Genomic DNA, 18,016 nt, shown 5'->3' on the forward strand with positions numbered 1-18,016 from the left:
CGTACTGAAGAACGTGCCCCCGGGGGCGGGTCCTGCGGCCCGCTCGGGTGGTGTGTGGCTCAGCGCGGGGAGCCGACGGCGGCCAGGCCGCGCCCCTCCGGGTAGGCCAGGGCGGCGGCCGGGAGCTCCGAGGCGGTGCCGGCGAGCAGCACGGTGAGGGATCCGGAGGGTTCGGCCGACGGAGCGGGTTCGGCGCCGATCCGGCGCAGTGCCTGCGCGGCGACGGCACCGGCCGAGCCGTGCAGGACGACGGGCGGCGGGCCGGGGTGCCGGACGGCGGCGCGGATGTGCTCGGCGACCAGCTCGTAGTGGGTGCAGCCCAGGACGACGGCGCGCACGTCCGGCGGGGTGAGCGCGGCGGCGGCGGCGACCGCCCGTTCGACGCCTGCCTCGTCCGCGTACTGCACGGCGTCGGCCAGTCCAGGGCAGGGCACCTCGGTGACATCGGCGGAGCCGGCGAAGTCGCGGATCAGTCCGCGCTGGTACGGGCTGCCGGTGGTGGCGGGGGTGGCCCAGATGGCGACGGAGCCGCCCGCGGCGGCGGCCGGCTTGATCGCGGGGACGGTGCCGATGACCGGGAGCGCGGGCTCCAGCTCGGCCCGCAGGGCGTCCAGCGCGTGCACGGAGGCGGTGTTGCAGGCGACGATCAGGGCGTCGGGGCGGTGCTCGGCGGCGGCGCGGGCCACGGCGAGGGCGCGTGCGGTGACGTCCTGCGGGGTGCGCGGTCCCCAGGGCATGGATCCGGGGTCCGAGGAGAGCACCAGATCGGCGTCCGGCCTGAGCCGGCGTACTGCGGCGGCGGCGGCCAGCAGGCCGATTCCGGAGTCCATGAGCGCGATCTTCACCCGGTCACCATAGTCGACGGCCCTTGCGGTTCCGGCTCGGTGGGGCAGACTTCGGGCAATGAGCGCCGTTGCCTGGATCGCCGTGGTGTCGCTGGTCGCATGGGTCTGGCTGCTGCTGGGACAGGGGTTCTTCTGGCGGACCGGCCAGCGGCTCCCCGCCCGCGCGGCCCCGGCGCACTGGCCCTCCGTGGCGGTCGTCGTCCCCGCCCGCGACGAGGCGGAGATGCTTCCGCTGAGCCTGCCGTCGCTGCTGGCGCAGGACTATCCCGGGACGGCGGAGATCGTCCTGGTCGACGACTGCAGCACGGACGGGACCGGTGAGCTGGCCCGCACGCTGGCGGTGCGGCACGGCGGTCTTCCGGTCACGGTGGTCTCGCCACCCGAGCCCGGGCCCGGGTGGACGGGCAAGCTCTGGGCGGTGCGGCACGGCATCACGCTGGCCCGCTCCCGTGATCCGGAGTTCCTGCTGCTCACGGACGCGGACATCGCCCATGAGCCGGACAGTCTGCGGGAGCTGGTGGCCGCCGCCACGACGGGCGGCTACGACCTGGTCTCCCAGATGGCGCGGCTGCGCGTGGAGAGTGCCTGGGAGCGCCTGGTCGTCCCGGCGTTCGTCTACTTCTTCTCGCAGCTGTACCCGTTCCGGTGGATCAACCGGAACGGGGGGCGCACCGCGGCGGCCGCCGGCGGCTGCGTCCTGCTGCGGACGGAGGCCGCCGTACGGGCCCGGGTGCCGGACTCGATCCGGCAGGCGGTGATCGACGACGTGGCGCTGGCGCGGGCGGTGCGGCGCGGCGGCGGGCGGATCTGGCTGGGGCTGGCGGACCGGGTGGACAGTGTGCGCCCGTACCCGGGGCTGGGTGATCTGTGGCGCATGGTGTCGCGCAGCGCGTACGCCCAGCTGCGGCACAATCCGCTGGTGCTGCTCGGTACGGTGCTCGGGCTGGCGCTCGTCTATCTGGCGCCGCCGCTCATGCTCGCCGCCGGACTGCTGGGCGGGGACGCGGCGGCGGCCTGGGCGGGCGGCGCGGCCTGGGCCGTGATGGCGGGGACGTACACCCCGATGCTGGGGTACTACCGGCAGTCGCTGTGGCTCGCTCCGCTGCTGCCCTTCACCGCCCTGCTGTATCTGCTGATGACGGTCGACTCGGCGGTTCAGCACTACCGGGGCCGGGGCGCGGCCTGGAAGGGGCGTCACTACGCCCGTCCCGAGGCCGCGCCGGATCAGTGACCGCGGGCCGGGCTCATTTGCGGCCGGGCGTCCAGTTCATGCCCCAGCCGTAGGCGCGGTCGATGGTGCGCTGCGGGCTGACGCCCCGGTCGCAGACGAGGTAGCGGGCCTCGCGCTGCACGGTGAGGTCGCCGCCGTTGTTCGTGATGAGGGCGAGGGCGCAGACGGTCGAGGGGACGGTGCACTCGTCGAGCGAGAAGTCGATCGGGGCGCCGTGCTGAGGCTGGAGGGTGACGGTGGCGTGCAGATCGGCGAAGCTGCGGGCGCCCTCGTAGATCGTGACGAAGATCAGCAGCCGGCGGATCCGGTCCTTCTGGTCGAGGTTGATCGTCAGGTTCTCACCGGACTCGACGGCGCCGGTGCGGTCGTCGCCGTCGAGTTCGACGTAGGGCGGCTGGTGGTACGCGCCGAAGGCGTTGCCGAGGGCCTGGACGACGCCCTTGCGGCCGTCGGTCAGTTCGTAGAGGGCGCAGAGGTCGAGGTCGAGGTCGGCGTGCTGGGCAATGGCCCGGCCGAGTTTGCTGCCCCAGCCCTTGAACTGCTTGCGCACCTCCCAGTTGAGGTTGACGCGCATCGCTCCGGAGGTGCCGCCCTGCTTGGCGAGGGAGACGGCGGGGGCGTCCTTGGTGAGCGTCACCTTCGTCAGACGCACCGGCTGGGCGGGCGGGGCCGGGGGCGCGGGCGGCACCGGCGGGGCCATGGGGGCGGCCAGGGTCGGCTGGGCGTGCGGTGGGAGCGGCGCGGGCGGCGTCGCGACCCGGGCGGCGGGCCGGGGCGGCGGCGGGGCGGCGGGCATGGGGGCGGGCGGGACCGGGGCCGCCGGGCGCTGCGGCTCGTCGACGGAGATGCCGAAGTCCGTGGCGAGCCCTTCGAGTCCGCTGCCGTACCCCTGACCGACCGCCCGGAACTTCCAGGCGCCCTGGCGCCGGTACAGCTCGCCGAGGATGAAGGCGGTCTCGACGGTGGCGTCGGTGCTGTCGAAGCGCGCCAGTTCCGCGCCGCCGACCGCGTCCACGACCCGTACGTACAGTCCGGCGACCCGGCCGAAGGTGCCGCCGTCCGCGGAGGCGGCGAGGACCACGCGGTCGACGGCGGGCTCCAGCCGGGCGAGGTCCACGGCGAGCGTGTCGGTGGCCGCCCCCGCGGTGGCCCGCTTGCCCTCGTGGCGGACCGCGCCGCCGGCGTGCACGGGCTGGTTGTAGAAGACGAAGTCCCCGTCGTCGCGGACCTTGCCGTTCGCGAGAAGCAGGAGTGCCGAGGCGTCCACGTCCGGTGTGCCGGGGCCGGTGCGCCACCCCAGCTCGACGCGGACGGCCTGGGCCGCCACCGGCACGTTGGTTCCCTTAAGCATGGTCATGCTCGCCCCCATCGCGAGTCCGTCTGCCGAGACTTCTCCCGGTCAACCTAGCGCCTCGGCGGGCCGCGTCGGCCCGCCGGGAGGAGCCCGTCGCGCAGGCGCTCACCGCGCGCCGCGCCGCCGGGTGGCGACCGGCGCGTCGGCGGCCTTGAGATCGGCGAGGAGTTCGGCCTGCCCGGCCAGGACGCCGGACAGGATGGTCCGGGCGACCCGCAGCAGTTCCGCGAGCCGGGGGTCGGCCAGGGAGTACAGGACGGCGGAGCCCTCCCGGCGCTGGATCACGAGGTTGGCGCGGCGCAGCACGGCCAGTTGCTGGGAGAGGTGGGCGGGTTCGACGCCGATCTCGGGCAGCATCTCGGAGACGGCGTGCTCGCGCGTGCTCAGGAGTTCCAGCACGCGGATGCGGACCGGATGACCGAGTGTCTTGAAGAACTCGGCCTTCAACTGGTAGAGGGGCGTGCTCACCGCTGCCGCTCCCCGCCCGCCGTGATCACCGGCGTGCCGCACGGCCGCCGTCGCAGGGGCGCGGTGCGCCGTGTCCACCCAGAACTGTTCGCCATGAGGACATCCTCGCGCCTCCGCCCGCCCGTGATGACCCCGGGAGTGCCGGGGTCATCACGGACGGGCCGCACGGGAGCCCGCCGCCGCGCGTTCACAACGGGAGGGTGATCCAGATGCTCTTGCCGCCGCCGTCGGCGTCCCCGCGTACGACAGCGGTGCCGCCGAGGCCCAGGGTGAGTTCCATGACGGTGCCGAGGCCACCGCCGCCGGTCCCGGGGCGTGGCACGGCGGCCAGGAGGGCGGGCCGGTGCGGGTGGCGGTCGTGGACGGCGAACGCGAAGGTGCCCCGGCCGGCCGCGTAGTGGACGGTGATGCTCGGGGAGTGCGAGGCGGCGTGCCGGACGCTGTTGGTGACCAGTTCGGACACGATGAGCAGCGCCGGGCCGACGGTGCGGTGGCGCCGGCTGATCCCCCATTCGGCCAGCACCTGTTCGGTGGTCTCGCGGGCGATCCGGACGGCGGGGCCCATCGCGGGGAGGGTCAGGACGTGCCGCAGGGGCAGGGCGTCGGGCCGGGGTCCGGGCGTGCTCATGGGGCGGAGACCTCGGCTCCGCGCAGTGCGGCGAGGAGTTCGTTCTGCCCGGCCAGCATCTCGGTGAGGATCCGGCGCGCGGCCCGCATCAGCTCGGCCACGTCGCCGCCGGCGAGCGCGTAGACGACGGTCGAACCCTCCCGGGTGGCGTGGACGATGCCCGAGCGGCGGAGCACCGCCAGTTGCTGGGAGAGCGCCGAGGGTTCGACCTCGATCGCGGCCCGCAGCTCCCGGACCGGCATCGGACCGTGCTGGAGCAGTTCAAGCACCCTTATCCGTACGGGATGTCCGAGCATCCGGAAGAAGTCGGCCTTGGCCTGGTACAGCGGAACCGGCACGGTCGCGGACCCCTTTGTCACCCGACGGCGCGCCGGGGTGTTCCCCGGCGGCGCACCGCGCCCTGTGCGGATACGGCCAGCCCAGCATGTAGCGAATTGCAGACTTTTGCAATTCAACGAAATGAGACGTGCCACCAGGACCGAACGCACCGGCTCCTACGGGGTGTTCACCGCACGCCGGGGTCTCGCGGCGGCCGGCCTCGGGAGAACGGTAAGGAGCGGCACACCCCTGGGCACCCTGCCCGGAAACCGTCCGGAGCACCGGGTTCCGGGCACCGGGGAGGGGCCGTGCGTACGCGCGGGTAGATCGCGCTCCCGAACCATCTCCCCGACGATGTTTTGCCAGGTCGGAACGGGAGAACTCGCGTAAATCGGATGAGCCTGAGATTGGGACTCCCCAATCCGCACATCGTGGGCTTAACTTAGGTGCCATGACCTCCCCCCGCTCCACCTACGGCGGCGGCTACTACTCCGCGCCGTCCTTCCCCGACACCCCCATCTACGACTCCCTGGTCGCGGAGCGGGGTACGCCTCAGATCGCACCGATCCGAGTGCCCGCCGCGTACGACACCGGCAACAGCTATCTGCCGGCGCTGCCGTCGGCCCTGCCGGCGCTTCCCGCGGCCCCTTCCCAGCCCGCGCCGTCGTACGGCTACCCGCAGCCGGCGACCCAGCAGAGCTACGCGCCCATGCAGCCGGCCCAGCTCCAGCACGCCCCGGCGCCCTACATCCCGCAGCAGCCGGCGGCGAGCCGCGGCGGGTACCAGTCCCCTCCGCCGTACCAGCAGCAGCGCCCCGCGCCGGGGACGGGCTACGAGTCGATGCGCCCGGCCGCACCCCGGCCCGCGCCCGCGCCCGCGCAGTCCCCGTACGAGGACCCGTACAACCGCCCGTACCAGGGCGGCCGGGGCTACTAGCCCCGGTCCGAGGAGGCACGGGGCACGGCGGCGGGCCGTCCGGGTGGCGGCTGGCAGGATGGGGACATGTCTGTTCCCGGCCTGAGCGCCGTCCGTGTCCATCCGGTCAAGTCGCTGGCCGCGTGCGCCGTCGGGGAGGCCGTCGTCGAGCCATGGGGACTCGGCGGCGACCGACGCTGGATGCTGGTGGACACCGAGGGAACGGTGGTCACCCAGCGGCAGCGGCCCCGGCTGGCGCTGGTCTGCGCCACGCCCGTGCCCGGCGGGGGAATCACGCTGGCCGCGCCGGGGAGCGCCGCCCTGACCGTGGAGGTCCCGAAACCGCGGGAAACGGTCCGGGTGCGGCTGCACCGCAGCCGTCTCGATGTCGTCGAGGCGGCGCGGGAGGCCCATGACTGGTTCGGCGCCTTCCTCGGCACGGAGGTCAGGCTGGTCCATCTCGACGCGCCGGAGCGGCGCCGTTTCATCGATCCCGCGTACGCGCGGCCGGGCGAGCCGGTGAGTCTGGCGGACGGCTATCCGCTGCTGCTGACCTCCGTCGCCTCGCTGGACGCGCTGAACGCGCTCGTCGCGGCGGGCGACCGGGCCGCCGAGGGACCGCTGCCGATGGACCGTTTCCGGCCGAACGTCGTGGTGTCCGGGACAAAGCCGTGGGCGGAGGACGGCTGGCGCCGCCTCGCGATCGGGGAGGTCGCGTTCCGGGTGGCGCGGCCGAGCGCCCGCTGTGTCGTGACGACGACCGACCAGCGCACCGCGCAGCGCGGCTCCGAACCGCTGCGCACCCTGGCCCGTCACCGCAGACACGACGGCGAACTGCGCTTCGGGGTGAACCTCGTCCCCGACACCACGGGGATCGTCCGGGTCGGCGACCCCCTGCGGATCCTGGACTGAGCAGGCGCCTTCCTCCCGGAACACCCGCCGGGACGCGGCCCGTTGAGCGGCGTGAGCTTGCTCTCTCTTCGGTCTCCGGGCGCGCGGCCGGCACCGTACCGGGTTAAGACGGATACGGAAGGGGGGTGCAGGACTGTGCGAGCGCTCACGGGAGTCTGGCGTTGGCGGCACAACCCCCTGCGCCGCGCCACGGACAGGCGCGAGGCGTGGGTGGCTCTGGTCGCGTTCCTCGTGCTGGTGGTGGGGGCACCGGTGGTCGGCTGGCTGTGCGGGGCGCGCGCCGACGCCGCCCTGCTGGACGCGGTGCGGGCCCAGCGCGCCGAGCGGCGGGCCACCACCGCCGTCGTGGTGCGGCGGGTGGCGCCCCGGCAGCTGGTCGCCGAGCCGGAGTCCGGCACGGACCACCGCGCGCAGACCCCAGTGGTGGCCCGGTGGAAGGCCCCTGACGGGACGGCACGGGTCGCCACCGTACGGACCCTGTCGCGTGACACCGAGGTCGGGGCGCGGGTGCGGATCTGGACGGACCGGGCGGGCCGTCTCGTCTCCCGCCCGATGGACACCGCGACGGCGCACACCAACGCGGTCCTGGCCGGGGTCGGCGGGGCCCTGCTCGCCGCCCTGTGCGTCGAGGGCGGCCGGCGGCTGATCGTCCGGCGCATGATGCGTCTGCGGTACGCGCGACTGGACCGCGCCTGGGCCGAGGCCGGGCCGGACTGGGGCAGAACGGGGACCGGGAGCTGACGGGCTCTCACACATCCCCGCGGCGTCCGGTACGCGCCGTCGTCACACCGGCGCGCGAAGACCCCGGGGGCGAGGGGGGAAGAGGAGCGTGACGGCCCCCGCGCGGGTTCGCTCCCAGGACGGCGTCCCGGCGGTCGCGGCGGGGCCCTCGGGCCGATTCCACGGACCTCGATAGCGGTCGACCTGCGACAACAGGCATGATGGGCACACCCGTTCCACAAGTCCCACCACATGCCGCGTGTCCCCGTCGCCCCACCGGCCACGGGGTCCGGGAGGTCAGTCACGTGTCACGCCAGGTGCTCACCGTCGCAGCGGACGGCTCGGGCGATTTCCGCACCGTCGCGGAGGCCGTCGCGCGAGCGCGTACCGGAGCCATCGTCAGCGTCGGGCCCGGCCGGTACGAGGAGGCCCTCACCGTCTCGGCCGCGATCACGCTGACCGCGGCCGACGGTCCGGGCACCGCGGAACTCGCGCCCCGGCGCGGGACCGCGCTGACCCTCACCGGTGACGCCCTGATGGTCAGTGACCTGGTACTGCGCGGCCACGACGACGAACTGCCGGTGGTCGACGTGCCGCGCGGACAGATCGCGATGGACCGGTGCGAGGTGCACGGTTCGTCCTGGGCGGCGCTCTTCGCGCGCGGGGGCGGATCCCTGGCGCTGCGCCAGTGCCGGGTGAGCAACCCGGCGGGGGCCGGCCTGGTCTCGACCTCCGCGAGCGAGAGCTTCCTGGAGGACTGCCTCGTCGAGCACCTGGGCACGTCCGCGGTGGTGGCCGGGGAGCGGGGACGGATCACCGTGCGCGGCAGCCGACTGCGCGACACCAGGGGGAACGGCGTGCTGACCAACGGTCAGGCGCACGTGCACCTGGAGGACTGCGAGATATCCGCGGCCGACAAACCCGGGGTCGCCGTCGAGGAGGACAGCAGCGCGCGCATGGTGCGCGGCACGGTCCGCGAAGCGGTCGTCGGTGTCTACGTCAGCTCCACCGGTTCCACCGTGCTGGAGGAGGTGAAGGTCGTCGACACCACCGGGCACGGGTTCGTGCTGGGGGCCGGCAGCTCTCCCACCGTGACGGGCTGCCGTACCGAGCGGACCGCCGGGCACGGACTGCTGGTGACGGAACGGAGCCGGGGCGTCTTCAAGGACTGCGTGTTCGCCGCCGCCCAGGACGCGGGTATCCGCGTGAACGGGTTCTCGTCCCCGGTGATGACCGGGACCCTGGTCCAGGACGCGAAGGCCGTCGGGGTGCTGCTCGACGAGGACTCGGCCGCCGAGCTGGACCGGCTGGAGGTGCGGGACTCGGGTGCGACCGGCGTCGTCGTGCGGGCAGGCGCCAACCCGCTGCTGCGCCGCGCGGTCGTCGTCCGGTCCTCCTCGCACGGGGTGGAGGTCCTCAAGGACGGGCGGGGACGGCTGGAGGAGTGCGTCGTCGAGAACTCCGGCGGGTCCGCCCTGCACGTGCTGGGCCACGGCAACCTGTACGTCGGCGGGGGCACACTGCGCACCACCGGCGGGGCCGGCGTCCACGTCGGCGCCCTGGGCACGCTGACCCTGCGCGACACCTCGGTCGACGCGGCGGGCGGAGCGGGCGTCCTGGTCGAGGCGGAGGGAGAACTGTCCGCCGCGCGGGCCCGGATCACCGGCGCGGCAGAGCACGGGGTGCTGGTCGCCGCGGGCGCGCGGGCCGCGCTGAACGCGTGCGAGGTGTCCGGATCCGGCGCCGACGGCGTGCGGGTCGAGGGCGCCGATCCGGTGTCGCTGATCGGCTGCACGGTCCGGGACAACCGGGGCAGCGGGCTGCGCCAGGCCGTGCCGGGCGACCGGCTGGCCGTCGAAGGCCTGACCAGCGCGGGCAACGGCACGCCGGACGCCTGGGGCAGTGCCGCCGGTGCCGAGGCGGCGGGCGACGGGCGGCTGCCCGGCGGAGCGGTGCCCCTGGCGTCCGAGCCGGAGAAGGGCACCGGGCCGGTGGCCGAACTCCAGTCGCTGATCGGTCTCGACGACGTGAAGCAGCAGGTCCTGACCCTGATCAACCTGAACAGGCTGGCTCAGCGGCGTGCCAGCCTCGGCATGCCGGCGCCGCCCATGAGCCGCCACCTGGTCTTCGCGGGCCCGCCCGGCACCGGCAAGACCACCGTGGCCCGGCTCTACGGGTCGATCCTGGCCTCGCTCGGTGTCCTGCGTTCCGGGCATCTGGTGGAGGTCTCCCGGGCCGATCTGGTGGCACAGGTCGTCGGCGGGACCGCGATCAAGACCACCGAGGCGTTCACCAGGGCGCTGGGCGGGGTGCTGTTCATCGACGAGGCGTACACGCTCGTCACCGACGGCGGCGGCTCCGGTGCCGACTTCGGCCGGGAGGCCGTCGACACCCTGGTGAAACTCATGGAGGACCACCGGGAGGACGTGGTGGTCGTGGCAGCCGGCTACCCGCAGGAGATGGCCGGCTTCCTGGCCTCCAACCCGGGGCTGACCTCGCGTTTCACCCGCAGTGTGGAGTTCACCGACTACACCTCCGACGAGCTGGTGACCATCGTCGAGCGGATGTGCACGGGACACGGCTACGAGCTGGAGCCCGCCACGCGCACCGCGCTGCGCACGCACTTCGACGCCATCCCGCGCGACGCCGGATTCGGGAACGGCCGCACCGCGCGCAAGGTCTTCGAGGAGATGGTGGACCGTCAGGCCTCGCGGCTGGCGGGGCTGGTGGAGGTGAACGAGCGCGACCTGGCCGTACTGACCGCCGAGGACGTGGCGGTCACGGCCCCCGGCACCGAGAAGAGCGACGATCCGCTGCTGCGGCTGGACGCGCTGGTGGGACTGGCTGCCGTCAAGCGCGAGGTCGGCGACCTGGTCAACCTGCTGGCCACCGCCCGCCGCCGCACCGAGGCCGGGCTGCCCGCCCCGCGCATCGGCAACCACCTGGTCTTCGCGGGCCCGCCCGGTACCGGAAAGACCACCGTGGCCCGGCTCTACGGAGAGCTGCTGGGCTCCCTCGGGGTGCTGCCGCGCGGCCAGCTGGTGGAGGCGTCCCGGGCGGACCTGGTGGGCCGCTGGGTGGGTCACACGGCGCAGCTCACCAAAGAGGTCTTCACCCGCGCGCTGGGCGGAGTGCTGTTCATCGACGAGGCGTACACGCTCACCCCGCACGGCGGCTCCGGTTCCTCGGACTTCGGCCAGGAGGCCGTGGACACCCTGCTGAAACTGATGGAGGACCACCGTGACAACGTCGTGGTGATCGTGGCGGGCTACACCGAGGAGATGGAACGCTTCCTCGGCTCGAACCCTGGCCTCGCCTCCCGCTTCCCGCGCCACATCGAGTTCCCCGACTACTCCAGCGACGAGCTGGTCACCATCGTGCGCCAGGCGGCCGTCGACAACGGCTACGAGTGCGCGCCGGGGACGGCCGGCGCCCTGCGTACCCACTTCGACGGACTCCCCCGGGGCCGGGCGTTCGGCAACGCGCGCCTCGCACGGCAGACCCTGGAGCAGATGATGACCCGTCAGGCGGGGCGGCTCAGCGCGGTCGCCTCGCCGAGCCTGGACGATCTGCGGCTCCTGCTGCCGGAGGACCTGCCGGTCACGCGCTGACCCGGCGTCCCCACCCCGTCATCCCGTACCGAATCGAGGAACGGCCCATGCCCCGACCCGCCGCGGCGCTGCTGCTCGCCATCACCCTCGCCTGTCTCACGGGCCCGACCGCCTCGGCCGACGACGGGGATGCGGCCCAGGTGGTCCTGCCGGATGTTCCCGAGCGGCTCTCCGCGCGGCAGGCGTGCACCTCGTTCACGGGGCGTGCCACCTCGGAAGCCCCGTGGACGCGCAACGCGCTCGCCCTGGACCAGGTGTGGGCGCTCTCCCGCGGACGAGGGGTGACGGTCGCGGTCGTCGGCACGGGGGTGAGCGACGCGCCCGCCGTGCTGGCCGGCCGGGTCGACGCGCTCGAGGGCGCGGACGAGGACTGCGTGGGCCGCGGCACGTTCCAGGCCGGGCTGATCGCCGGCGCCGTGCGGGCCGGTCAGGGCTTCGCCGGCGTCGCGCCCCAGGCGCGCGTCCTCGCGGTGCGCGGCACCGGCACCAGGGGCGAACCGGACCCGGCCCGGCTGGCGGCGGGCGTGCGGAAGGCCGCCGAGGCGGGTGCCAAGGTGATCACGGTGACGGCACCGATGGACGGCGCGGACGCGGCTGTACGAGACGCGCTGGCGGCCGCCGCCCGCGCGGACGCCCTGGTGATCGTGCCCGCGGCGGCGGACAGCGTGCCGGTCGGCGCCTCCGGTGCGACACCACGACCCGCGCCGTCGCCCCCCGCAGGGGCCCTGGCGGTCCTCGACACCGGGCCGCAAGGAACACGTCCGGACACCGCTCCCGGATTCACCCGTGCCGATCTGACGGCACCGGGCGACTCACTGGTCGGTCCGGGACCGGTGGGCGACGGCAAATGGACGGGGTCCGGCTCCTCGATGGCGGCGGCGGTGACGGCCGGCACGGCCGCCCTCGTCCGCGCCTACCGTCCGGAGCTGACGGCGGCCCAGGTGCGTTCCCGGCTGCTGCGCACCGCCTATCCGGGGGACGTCCCGGCCCTCGATCCGTACGGGGCCGTGGCGGGCGTCACCGCGAGCGCCGCTCCGGCGGCGGCCGCCCCGCCCGATCCGGTCCGCCTCCCCGCCGCGCCGGACACCGAAGGCGCCCGCTCCACGGCGCTGCTGATCACCGCCGGCGCGGTGGCGGTGGTGCTGCTCGTGGCCTTCCTGGGGGCGGTCGTGCCGCGCGGCAGGTCCCGGAGGTGGCGGCCCGGCCGGCGGGACACGCCGGAGCGGGCCGCGGTCCGGTGAGCGGCACTCGTCCCGGCGGCCGGACCCGCCCCTTCGGCGTCAGTCCTCCACTTCGCCCGGCACCTCCCGGGCCACCGCCAGCTGCACCAGTGCGGCCTTGCGGCGGGCGATGCGCAGCGCCCGCCCCGGCGGCAGAGTGCGGGGCTTGACGCTGTCGAAGACGTACCCCTCCGACGGCGGACAGGACAACTGGAGAGCCGGGGAGTTGACCTCCTGGAGCTTGCGCATCAGAGGGTCCGCCCGGGAGGCGCCCGCCGCGGCCCTGGCGACGACGAAATGGAGTCCGACCTCGAAGCCCAGGGGGAGGTGGGGCAGCAGGGGTTCGAAGGGGCCGTTGAAGGCGGTGCCGACCATCTCGTAGTCGTCGACCAGGACGAACAGGCGCGGGCCGGTCCACCAGTCGGCCCGGCGCATGCGGGCGGGTGAGATGTCCTCGCCCGGCGCGCGGACAGCCATGGCGCGCCCCACGCCGTCGACGAGTTCGCGCAGGGGGTCCGCGGCGACGGCATGGCCCAGGCGGTATGCCTCCGGGACCGCCTCGACGAGTTCGCGGCGGTAGTCGACCACCAGGATCCGGGCCTCGTCCGGGCTGTGCGCGGCCATGATCTGCTGGGCGATCAGGCGCAGCGCGCCGGTCTTGCCGCTCTCCGTGTCGCCGACGACCATCAGGTGCGGGCTCTGCTCGAAGTCGTGCCAGACCGGGGCCAGCTCCGCCTCGTCGAGCCCGAGCGGGATCCGCAGCGGCCGGGCCGCGTCCACGGCCGGAAGCGCGGTGGACGGCAGCTGTGTGGGCAGCATGCGGACCGGCGGCGCGGCGGGGGCGTCCCAGTGTTCGGCGACGGCGTCGACGAGGTCCGCCAGTGCCTCGGTGAGGTCCTCCGCCCGCTCGCCGCCGTCGATGCGCGGCAGCGCGGTGAGGAAGTGCAGCTTGTCGGGGCTCAGTCCGCGGCCCGGCTGGGCGGGGACGGTGGCCGCCTTGCGGATGTCGACACCGGAGTCCATCGGGTCGCCCATGCGCAGTTCCAGGCGGTTTCCCACCTGGTCGCGCAGCGCGGAGGAGAGTTCCACCCAGCGCGAGGTGCTGATCATCAGGTGGATGCCGTAGTTGAGTCCCCGGGTGGCGAGACCGTTGAAGACGGCGACGTCGTCGAACATGTCGTTGCGGACCGTGGACCAGCCGTCGACGACGAGGAAGACGTCGCCGAAGGGCTCGTCCGGGTATTCCCCGGCCGCCCGCCGCCTGCGGTAGGTCGCCATGGAGTCGATGCCCCGCTCCTGGAAGAACACCTCGCGCCGGTTGAGCAGCGAGGTGACCTCGGCCAGGGTCCGGGAGACCCGCTCGGCGTCCAGTCGGCCCGCGACACCGCCGACGTGCGGCAGCCCGGCCAGCCCCAGCAGCGCGCCGCCCCCGAAGTCCAGGCAGTAGAACTGCACTTCGCGCGGGGTGTGGGTGAGGGCCAGCGAGGTGATGAGGGTGCGCAGGACCGTACTCTTGCCGCTCTGCGGCCCGCCCGCGACGGCGAAGTGGCCGCCGGCTCCGGAGAAGTCGACGGTGAGCAGGTCCCGCACCTGTTCGAAGGGCTTGTCGACGATGCCGACGGGGACGCGCAGCATGCCCCGGTCGGGCGAGCCGGCGCAGGTGAGGCCGAAGTCGGGGTCGGGTACCAGCGGCGGCAGCAGGGCGTCCAGGGCGGGCGGGGCGTCGAGCGGCGGCAGCCACACCTGGTGGGCGGGCGGGCCGCTGTCCCGGAGCCGCTCGATGGCCAGTGCGAGGAGGGTTTCGCCGGAGTCCGGCTCGGGGGTCGCCGGTTCGGGGTCGGGGGTGGCGGGCAGGGTCCGGGGCACCACCCATCCGGTGCCCCACGGCACCACCTGGCGGGCGATCTGTGCCTGCTGGACGCTGCCTCGCTTCGGCGTGTACGGACCGGAGACGTACGCGGCGCGGAACCGGGTGAGGGCCTCGACGCCGCTCTTGAGGTACCCGCTGCCGGGCGTGGGCGGCAGGTGGTAGGCGTCGGGGACGCCGAGGACGCCGCGGCTCTCGATGGCGGAGAAGGTGCGCAGACCGATGCGGTAGGAGAGGTGGCTCTCCAGCTGGTGCATGCGCCCCTCCTCCAGCCGCTGGGAGGCGAGCAGCAGATGGACGCCCAGCGAGCGGCCGAGCCGGCCGATCATCACGAACAGGTCCATGAACTCCCGGTGCGCGGCCAGCAGCTCGGAGAACTCGTCGACGACGACGAAGAGCGAGGGCAGCGGGGCGAGGGGAACTCCCGCGGCGCGCGCCTTCTCGTACTCCAGGACGGAGGAGTAGTTGCCGGCCCGCCGCAACAGCTCCTGGCGGCGCACGAGTTCGCCGTGCAGGGCGTCCTGCATGCGGCCGACCAGCGGGGTCTCCTCGGCGAGGTTGGTGATGACCGCGGAGGTGTGCGGCAGGACGTCCATGCCGAGGAACGTGGCGCCGCCCTTGAAGTCGACGAGGACGAGATTGAGGGTCTCGGACGAGTGCGTCAGGGCCAGGCCCAGGACCAGGGTGCGCAGCAGTTCGCTCTTGCCGGAGCCGGTGGCGCCGATGAGCATGCCGTGCGGTCCCATCCCGCCCTGCGCGGACTCCTTGATGTCGAGCGCGACGGGCAGGCCGTCCTCGCCGACGGCGATCGGCACCCGCAGCCGCTCGCGGCTCTCCAGCGGCCGGTCGAACAGCCGCTGCGGATCGTGACCGCGCAGATCGGATATGCCGAGCAGGGTGGTGAGTTCGGTGTCGGTGGCGAAGGGCTCGGCGGCGGCCACGCCGCCGCCGAGGCGGTACGGGGCGAGCCTGGCGGCCAGGGCGCGGGCGGCGACGGGACCGAGCGCGTCGGGTTCCCCGAGCAGCGTCGTCCGCTCCTTGCGGTCCCGGTCGGTGCGCACCAGGTGCAGGCCGTCGTCCCGGAGGCGCAGCCGCAGGGTGCCGCGCGCGGGTTTCCAGGGGAACGCGCCCGAAAGGTCGACGACGACCGCGTTGCGGTAGCCGGGACCGTCCAGCCGGTGGCCGCCGGGGACGGAACCGCCGTCGACGACGATCACGGTGAAGGGCTCTTCGCGGCCCGGTGGCGTCTCGGGGTCGAAGGGAGGGCGTTCACCGAAGTCGGCGCCGAGCAGTTCCTCCAGCTCGGCCAGGCCCGCGGCGACGGTGCGGGCGGCGCCCGCGCCGTCGCGCTGGTAGGGGTGCTGGGCGTGCGGAAGCCACTTCAGCCACTCCCAGTCGGCGCGCCGGGCGTCGGAGACGCAGAGCGTGACGGTCAGCTCCTCGGGCGCGTGGAAGGCGGCGAGTTGGGCGACCAGGGCCCTGGCCAGGGCCCGGGCCCGGTCCTCGTCGCCCTCGATCAGGACGCGCGACCAGGCGCGCAGATAGAGGGCGATCGGCTGGTCAGGGACGGTGCCGTAGGCGCGGATGAAGCTGCGCAGGGCGTGCGCGGAGAGCGGTTCGAGGTCTTCGACGGGCTTGGTGGACAGCGGGGCCAGGCGGGTGGAGAGCTTCTGCTCGCCGACGGCGACGCGTACCTCCGCGAAGTCCTCGTCCGAGGGGCGGCGTTCCCACTGTCGGCTGGTGCCGACGAGGGCCCACAGGGCGCCGGGCTCGGGGTGCCGCCAGGCGAGGGCCTTCTGCTGTTCGGCAACGGTGCGGCGGATCCTGCGCCGGGTCTGCGCGAGGTACCGCAGATAGTCGCGGCGCTCGCCCTTGAGCTTGCGCTTGCGCTCCCCCGCGCTGCGGATCAGCTGGCCGACGATCATCGCCACCGACGAGAGCAGCATGAGGCCGATCGCGAAGTAGCTGAAGGTGGTGACCTGTCCGGGACGGATGAACATCATCAGCATGGCGAGCGAGGTCAGGCCCATCGGCAGGTACATCCACATGGCGGACGTGTTGGGTTCCGCCTCCGGGAGCGTGGGCGGCTCCTGGAGGCTGATCTCGCCGTCGGGCATGTCGGGGCCCCGTCTGCGGGCAGGGCGGCGGAACAGAACGGTGCTCAATGGGGCGTCTCTCCTAGGGCGTGTGGTGACAGTGGCGCCGTCCGCCCGCAGGGCGGGCTAGGCGGCGTCTGGTGCGTGCGATCGCAAGGCGGAGGGTCGCCCCGATACTGGATGCATCGGGGCGATTCCGACAACGCGGCGAGCGTGTGTGCCAGACGTCGCCGAGCAGGCGGGACTTTCACCACACGCCCTAGGACCTGTTCGCGCCGGACGCTGCCGAGAAGGCGACCACGGCCGGACAAAAAGGGGCAGTCCGGCGCACGACGCAGGCAAACGGGTGTGCGACCCGACACGGGGTCAACGGTAGTGTGCGGAGATCCACTTCGGAATCCCGGCCCCTCGGAGAGGTGTGGCCCAGCCGCCATGACAGACATATCCGCCCCCGGCCTCTGCCGGCTCACGGTCCGGACACCGGAACGCCTGATCGATCTCGCGGTCCCCGCCGACGTCCCCGTCGCCGACCTGCTGCCCATCCTGCTCGACCACGCCGGCGACGGTCTCGCGGAGAAGGGCATCGAGCACGGCGGCTGGGTCCTGCAACGCCTGGGCGAGAAGCCCCTCGACGAGGAGAGCACGCCCGAGGCGCTGTCGCTGCGCGACGGCGAGACCCTGCTGCTCCGTCCTCGCAACGACGCCCTGCCCGCCATCCACTTCGACGACCTGGTCGACGGGGTATCCACCACGATGCGCGAGCGCCCCCACGGATGGGCCGCGCGCACCAGCCGGTGGCTGCTGCGGGGCGCCGCCGTGGTGCTGCTCGCGGCGGGACTGCTGGTGCCGGCGCTGCCGGGCGGGTCGCCCGCGCTGCGGGCCGCCGTCGCGGCGGGCACCGGCCTGCTGGTGCTGTTCGGGGCGGCCTCCGCGAGCCGCGCGGTCGGCGACGCGGCGGCCGGTGCGGCCCTCGGGATGCTGGTCGCGCCGTATCTGGCCCTGGCGGGCTGGCTGCTGCCCGCGGGCGACGCGGGCCCGCAGCTGCTGGGCTCGCGCCTGCTCGCCGCGTCGGCCGCCGCGGCGGGCGGGGCGGTCCTGTCGGTGGCCGCCGTCGCGGCCTTCGTCCCGCTGCTGATGTGCACCGCCGTGGTCGCGGTCGCGGGGGCGGTGTGGGGGGTGCTGATGCTCACCATGGACGTCCCCGCCACGCACGCGGCGAGCATCGTCGCCGTGATCGCCGTGGCCTTCGGCGGAATGGTCCCGGGGATCTCCTTCCGGCTGTCGGGTCTGAGGCTGCCCGCGCTGCCCGCCAACGCCGAGCAGTTGCAGGAGGGCATCGAACCCCATCCGAACCAGCGGGTGGTGACCCGCACGGCGCTTGCCGAGGAGTGGATGACCGCCCTGTACGCGGCGACCGGCCTGGTGTGCGCGGGCGTGCTCACCGCCCTGGCCGTGGACCGGGGCACCGCCTCCCAGGTGACCGCGACCGTGCTGTCGGTCCTCCTGCTGCTGCACGCACGCGGCATCGGCAACGTCTGGCAGCGGCCCGCCGTGATGCTTCCCGGCCTGTACGGGCTCGTCCTGATGGCGGTCCACGCCGCCGCCGTACTCACGCCCGGACAACGGCCGGCGCTCCTCGCCGCGCTGCTGGCCCTCGCCGCCACGGCGGCCATCGCGTCCTGGACGGTCCCGGGCCGCCGGATGCTCCCGCACTGGGGCAGGGCCGCCGACATCGCGCACTCGCTCGCGGCGGTCGCCCTGATCCCGCTCGCCCTGTGGGTACTCGGCGTGTATTCCGCGCTGCGCACCGCGACGGGCTGAGGGGGGCGG

General features: G+C 74.1%; 13 protein-coding genes. 7 read left to right on the plus strand and 6 right to left on the minus strand.

Annotated elements, in window-relative coordinates; genetic code table 11:
• Nucleotides 1-59 precede the first annotated feature (59 nt).
• A complete protein-coding gene (locus tag ACWCXC_RS25885; protein WP_450682040.1) occupies nucleotides 60-845 on the minus strand; it encodes a glutamate racemase in 786 nt (261 codons plus the stop codon).
• 58 nt (nucleotides 846-903) lie between these two features.
• On the opposite strand from ACWCXC_RS25885, the gene ACWCXC_RS25890 reads away from it, so the two are divergent.
• Nucleotides 904-2,076: a glycosyltransferase gene (locus ACWCXC_RS25890; protein ID WP_450682039.1), complete on the plus strand. Its 1,173-nt coding sequence runs from the start codon at nucleotides 904-906 to the stop codon at nucleotides 2,074-2,076.
• 13 nt (nucleotides 2,077-2,089) lie between these two features.
• On the opposite strand, the gene ACWCXC_RS25895 is transcribed toward ACWCXC_RS25890, so the two are convergent.
• The 4 genes from ACWCXC_RS25895 to ACWCXC_RS25910 form a co-directional block, all read right to left on the minus strand.
• Nucleotides 2,090-3,445 (minus strand): TerD family protein, encoded by a 1,356-nt coding sequence (locus tag ACWCXC_RS25895; protein WP_450890684.1) that lies wholly within the window; start codon nucleotides 3,443-3,445, stop codon nucleotides 2,090-2,092.
• A 90-nt stretch (nucleotides 3,446-3,535) separates the two neighbouring features.
• Nucleotides 3,536-3,898, minus strand: a complete 363-nt coding sequence (locus tag ACWCXC_RS25900) for an ArsR/SmtB family transcription factor (RefSeq protein ID WP_450682037.1) — start codon at nucleotides 3,896-3,898, stop codon at nucleotides 3,536-3,538.
• A gap of 187 nt (nucleotides 3,899-4,085) precedes the next feature.
• Entirely contained in the window at nucleotides 4,086-4,526 is a 441-nt protein-coding gene (locus ACWCXC_RS25905; protein WP_450682036.1) for an ATP-binding protein, read from the minus strand.
• Nucleotides 4,523-4,864 carry an ArsR/SmtB family transcription factor gene (locus ACWCXC_RS25910; protein WP_450682035.1) on the minus strand — a complete coding sequence of 114 codons (342 nt, stop codon included), beginning with the start codon at nucleotides 4,862-4,864 and terminating at the stop codon, nucleotides 4,523-4,525. The genes ACWCXC_RS25905 and ACWCXC_RS25910 overlap by 4 nt, the downstream gene beginning before the upstream one ends.
• Before the next feature lie 431 nt (nucleotides 4,865-5,295).
• Here ACWCXC_RS25910 and ACWCXC_RS25915 point away from each other — a divergent pair, with 431 nt between their 5' ends.
• From ACWCXC_RS25915 to ACWCXC_RS25935, 5 genes are all read left to right on the plus strand, one after another.
• Nucleotides 5,296-5,781, plus strand: a complete 486-nt coding sequence (locus tag ACWCXC_RS25915; protein WP_450682034.1) for a DUF6643 family protein — start codon at nucleotides 5,296-5,298, stop codon at nucleotides 5,779-5,781.
• Nucleotides 5,782-5,847: 66 nt separating this feature from the next.
• The gene (locus tag ACWCXC_RS25920) at nucleotides 5,848-6,672 is read left to right on the plus strand and encodes an MOSC domain-containing protein (RefSeq protein ID WP_450682033.1); all 825 of its coding nucleotides are present in this window, start codon (nucleotides 5,848-5,850) and stop codon (nucleotides 6,670-6,672) included.
• A 135-nt stretch (nucleotides 6,673-6,807) separates the two neighbouring features.
• On the plus strand, nucleotides 6,808-7,413 hold the full coding sequence (locus ACWCXC_RS25925) for an Rv1733c family protein (RefSeq protein ID WP_450682032.1): 606 nt from the start codon (nucleotides 6,808-6,810) through the stop codon (nucleotides 7,411-7,413).
• Between the two features lie 284 nt (nucleotides 7,414-7,697).
• Complete coding sequence (locus ACWCXC_RS25930) at nucleotides 7,698-11,003, plus strand: right-handed parallel beta-helix repeat-containing protein (RefSeq protein WP_450682031.1); 3,306 nt, start codon at nucleotides 7,698-7,700, stop codon at nucleotides 11,001-11,003.
• A gap of 47 nt (nucleotides 11,004-11,050) precedes the next feature.
• Complete coding sequence (locus ACWCXC_RS25935; protein WP_450890685.1) at nucleotides 11,051-12,244, plus strand: S8 family serine peptidase; 1,194 nt, start codon at nucleotides 11,051-11,053, stop codon at nucleotides 12,242-12,244.
• 39 nt (nucleotides 12,245-12,283) lie between these two features.
• Here ACWCXC_RS25935 and eccCa read toward each other — a convergent pair whose 3' ends face one another.
• Nucleotides 12,284-16,255, minus strand: a complete 3,972-nt coding sequence (gene eccCa / locus ACWCXC_RS25940) for a type VII secretion protein EccCa (RefSeq protein ID WP_450890686.1) — start codon at nucleotides 16,253-16,255, stop codon at nucleotides 12,284-12,286.
• Between the two features lie 363 nt (nucleotides 16,256-16,618).
• On the opposite strand from eccCa, the gene eccD reads away from it, so the two are divergent.
• The gene (gene eccD / locus ACWCXC_RS25945) at nucleotides 16,619-18,007 is read left to right on the plus strand and encodes a type VII secretion integral membrane protein EccD (protein WP_450890687.1); all 1,389 of its coding nucleotides are present in this window, start codon (nucleotides 16,619-16,621) and stop codon (nucleotides 18,005-18,007) included.
• Nucleotides 18,008-18,016: the final 9 nt, after the last annotated feature.

Source organism: Streptomyces sp. NPDC001515 (assembly GCF_053597115.1).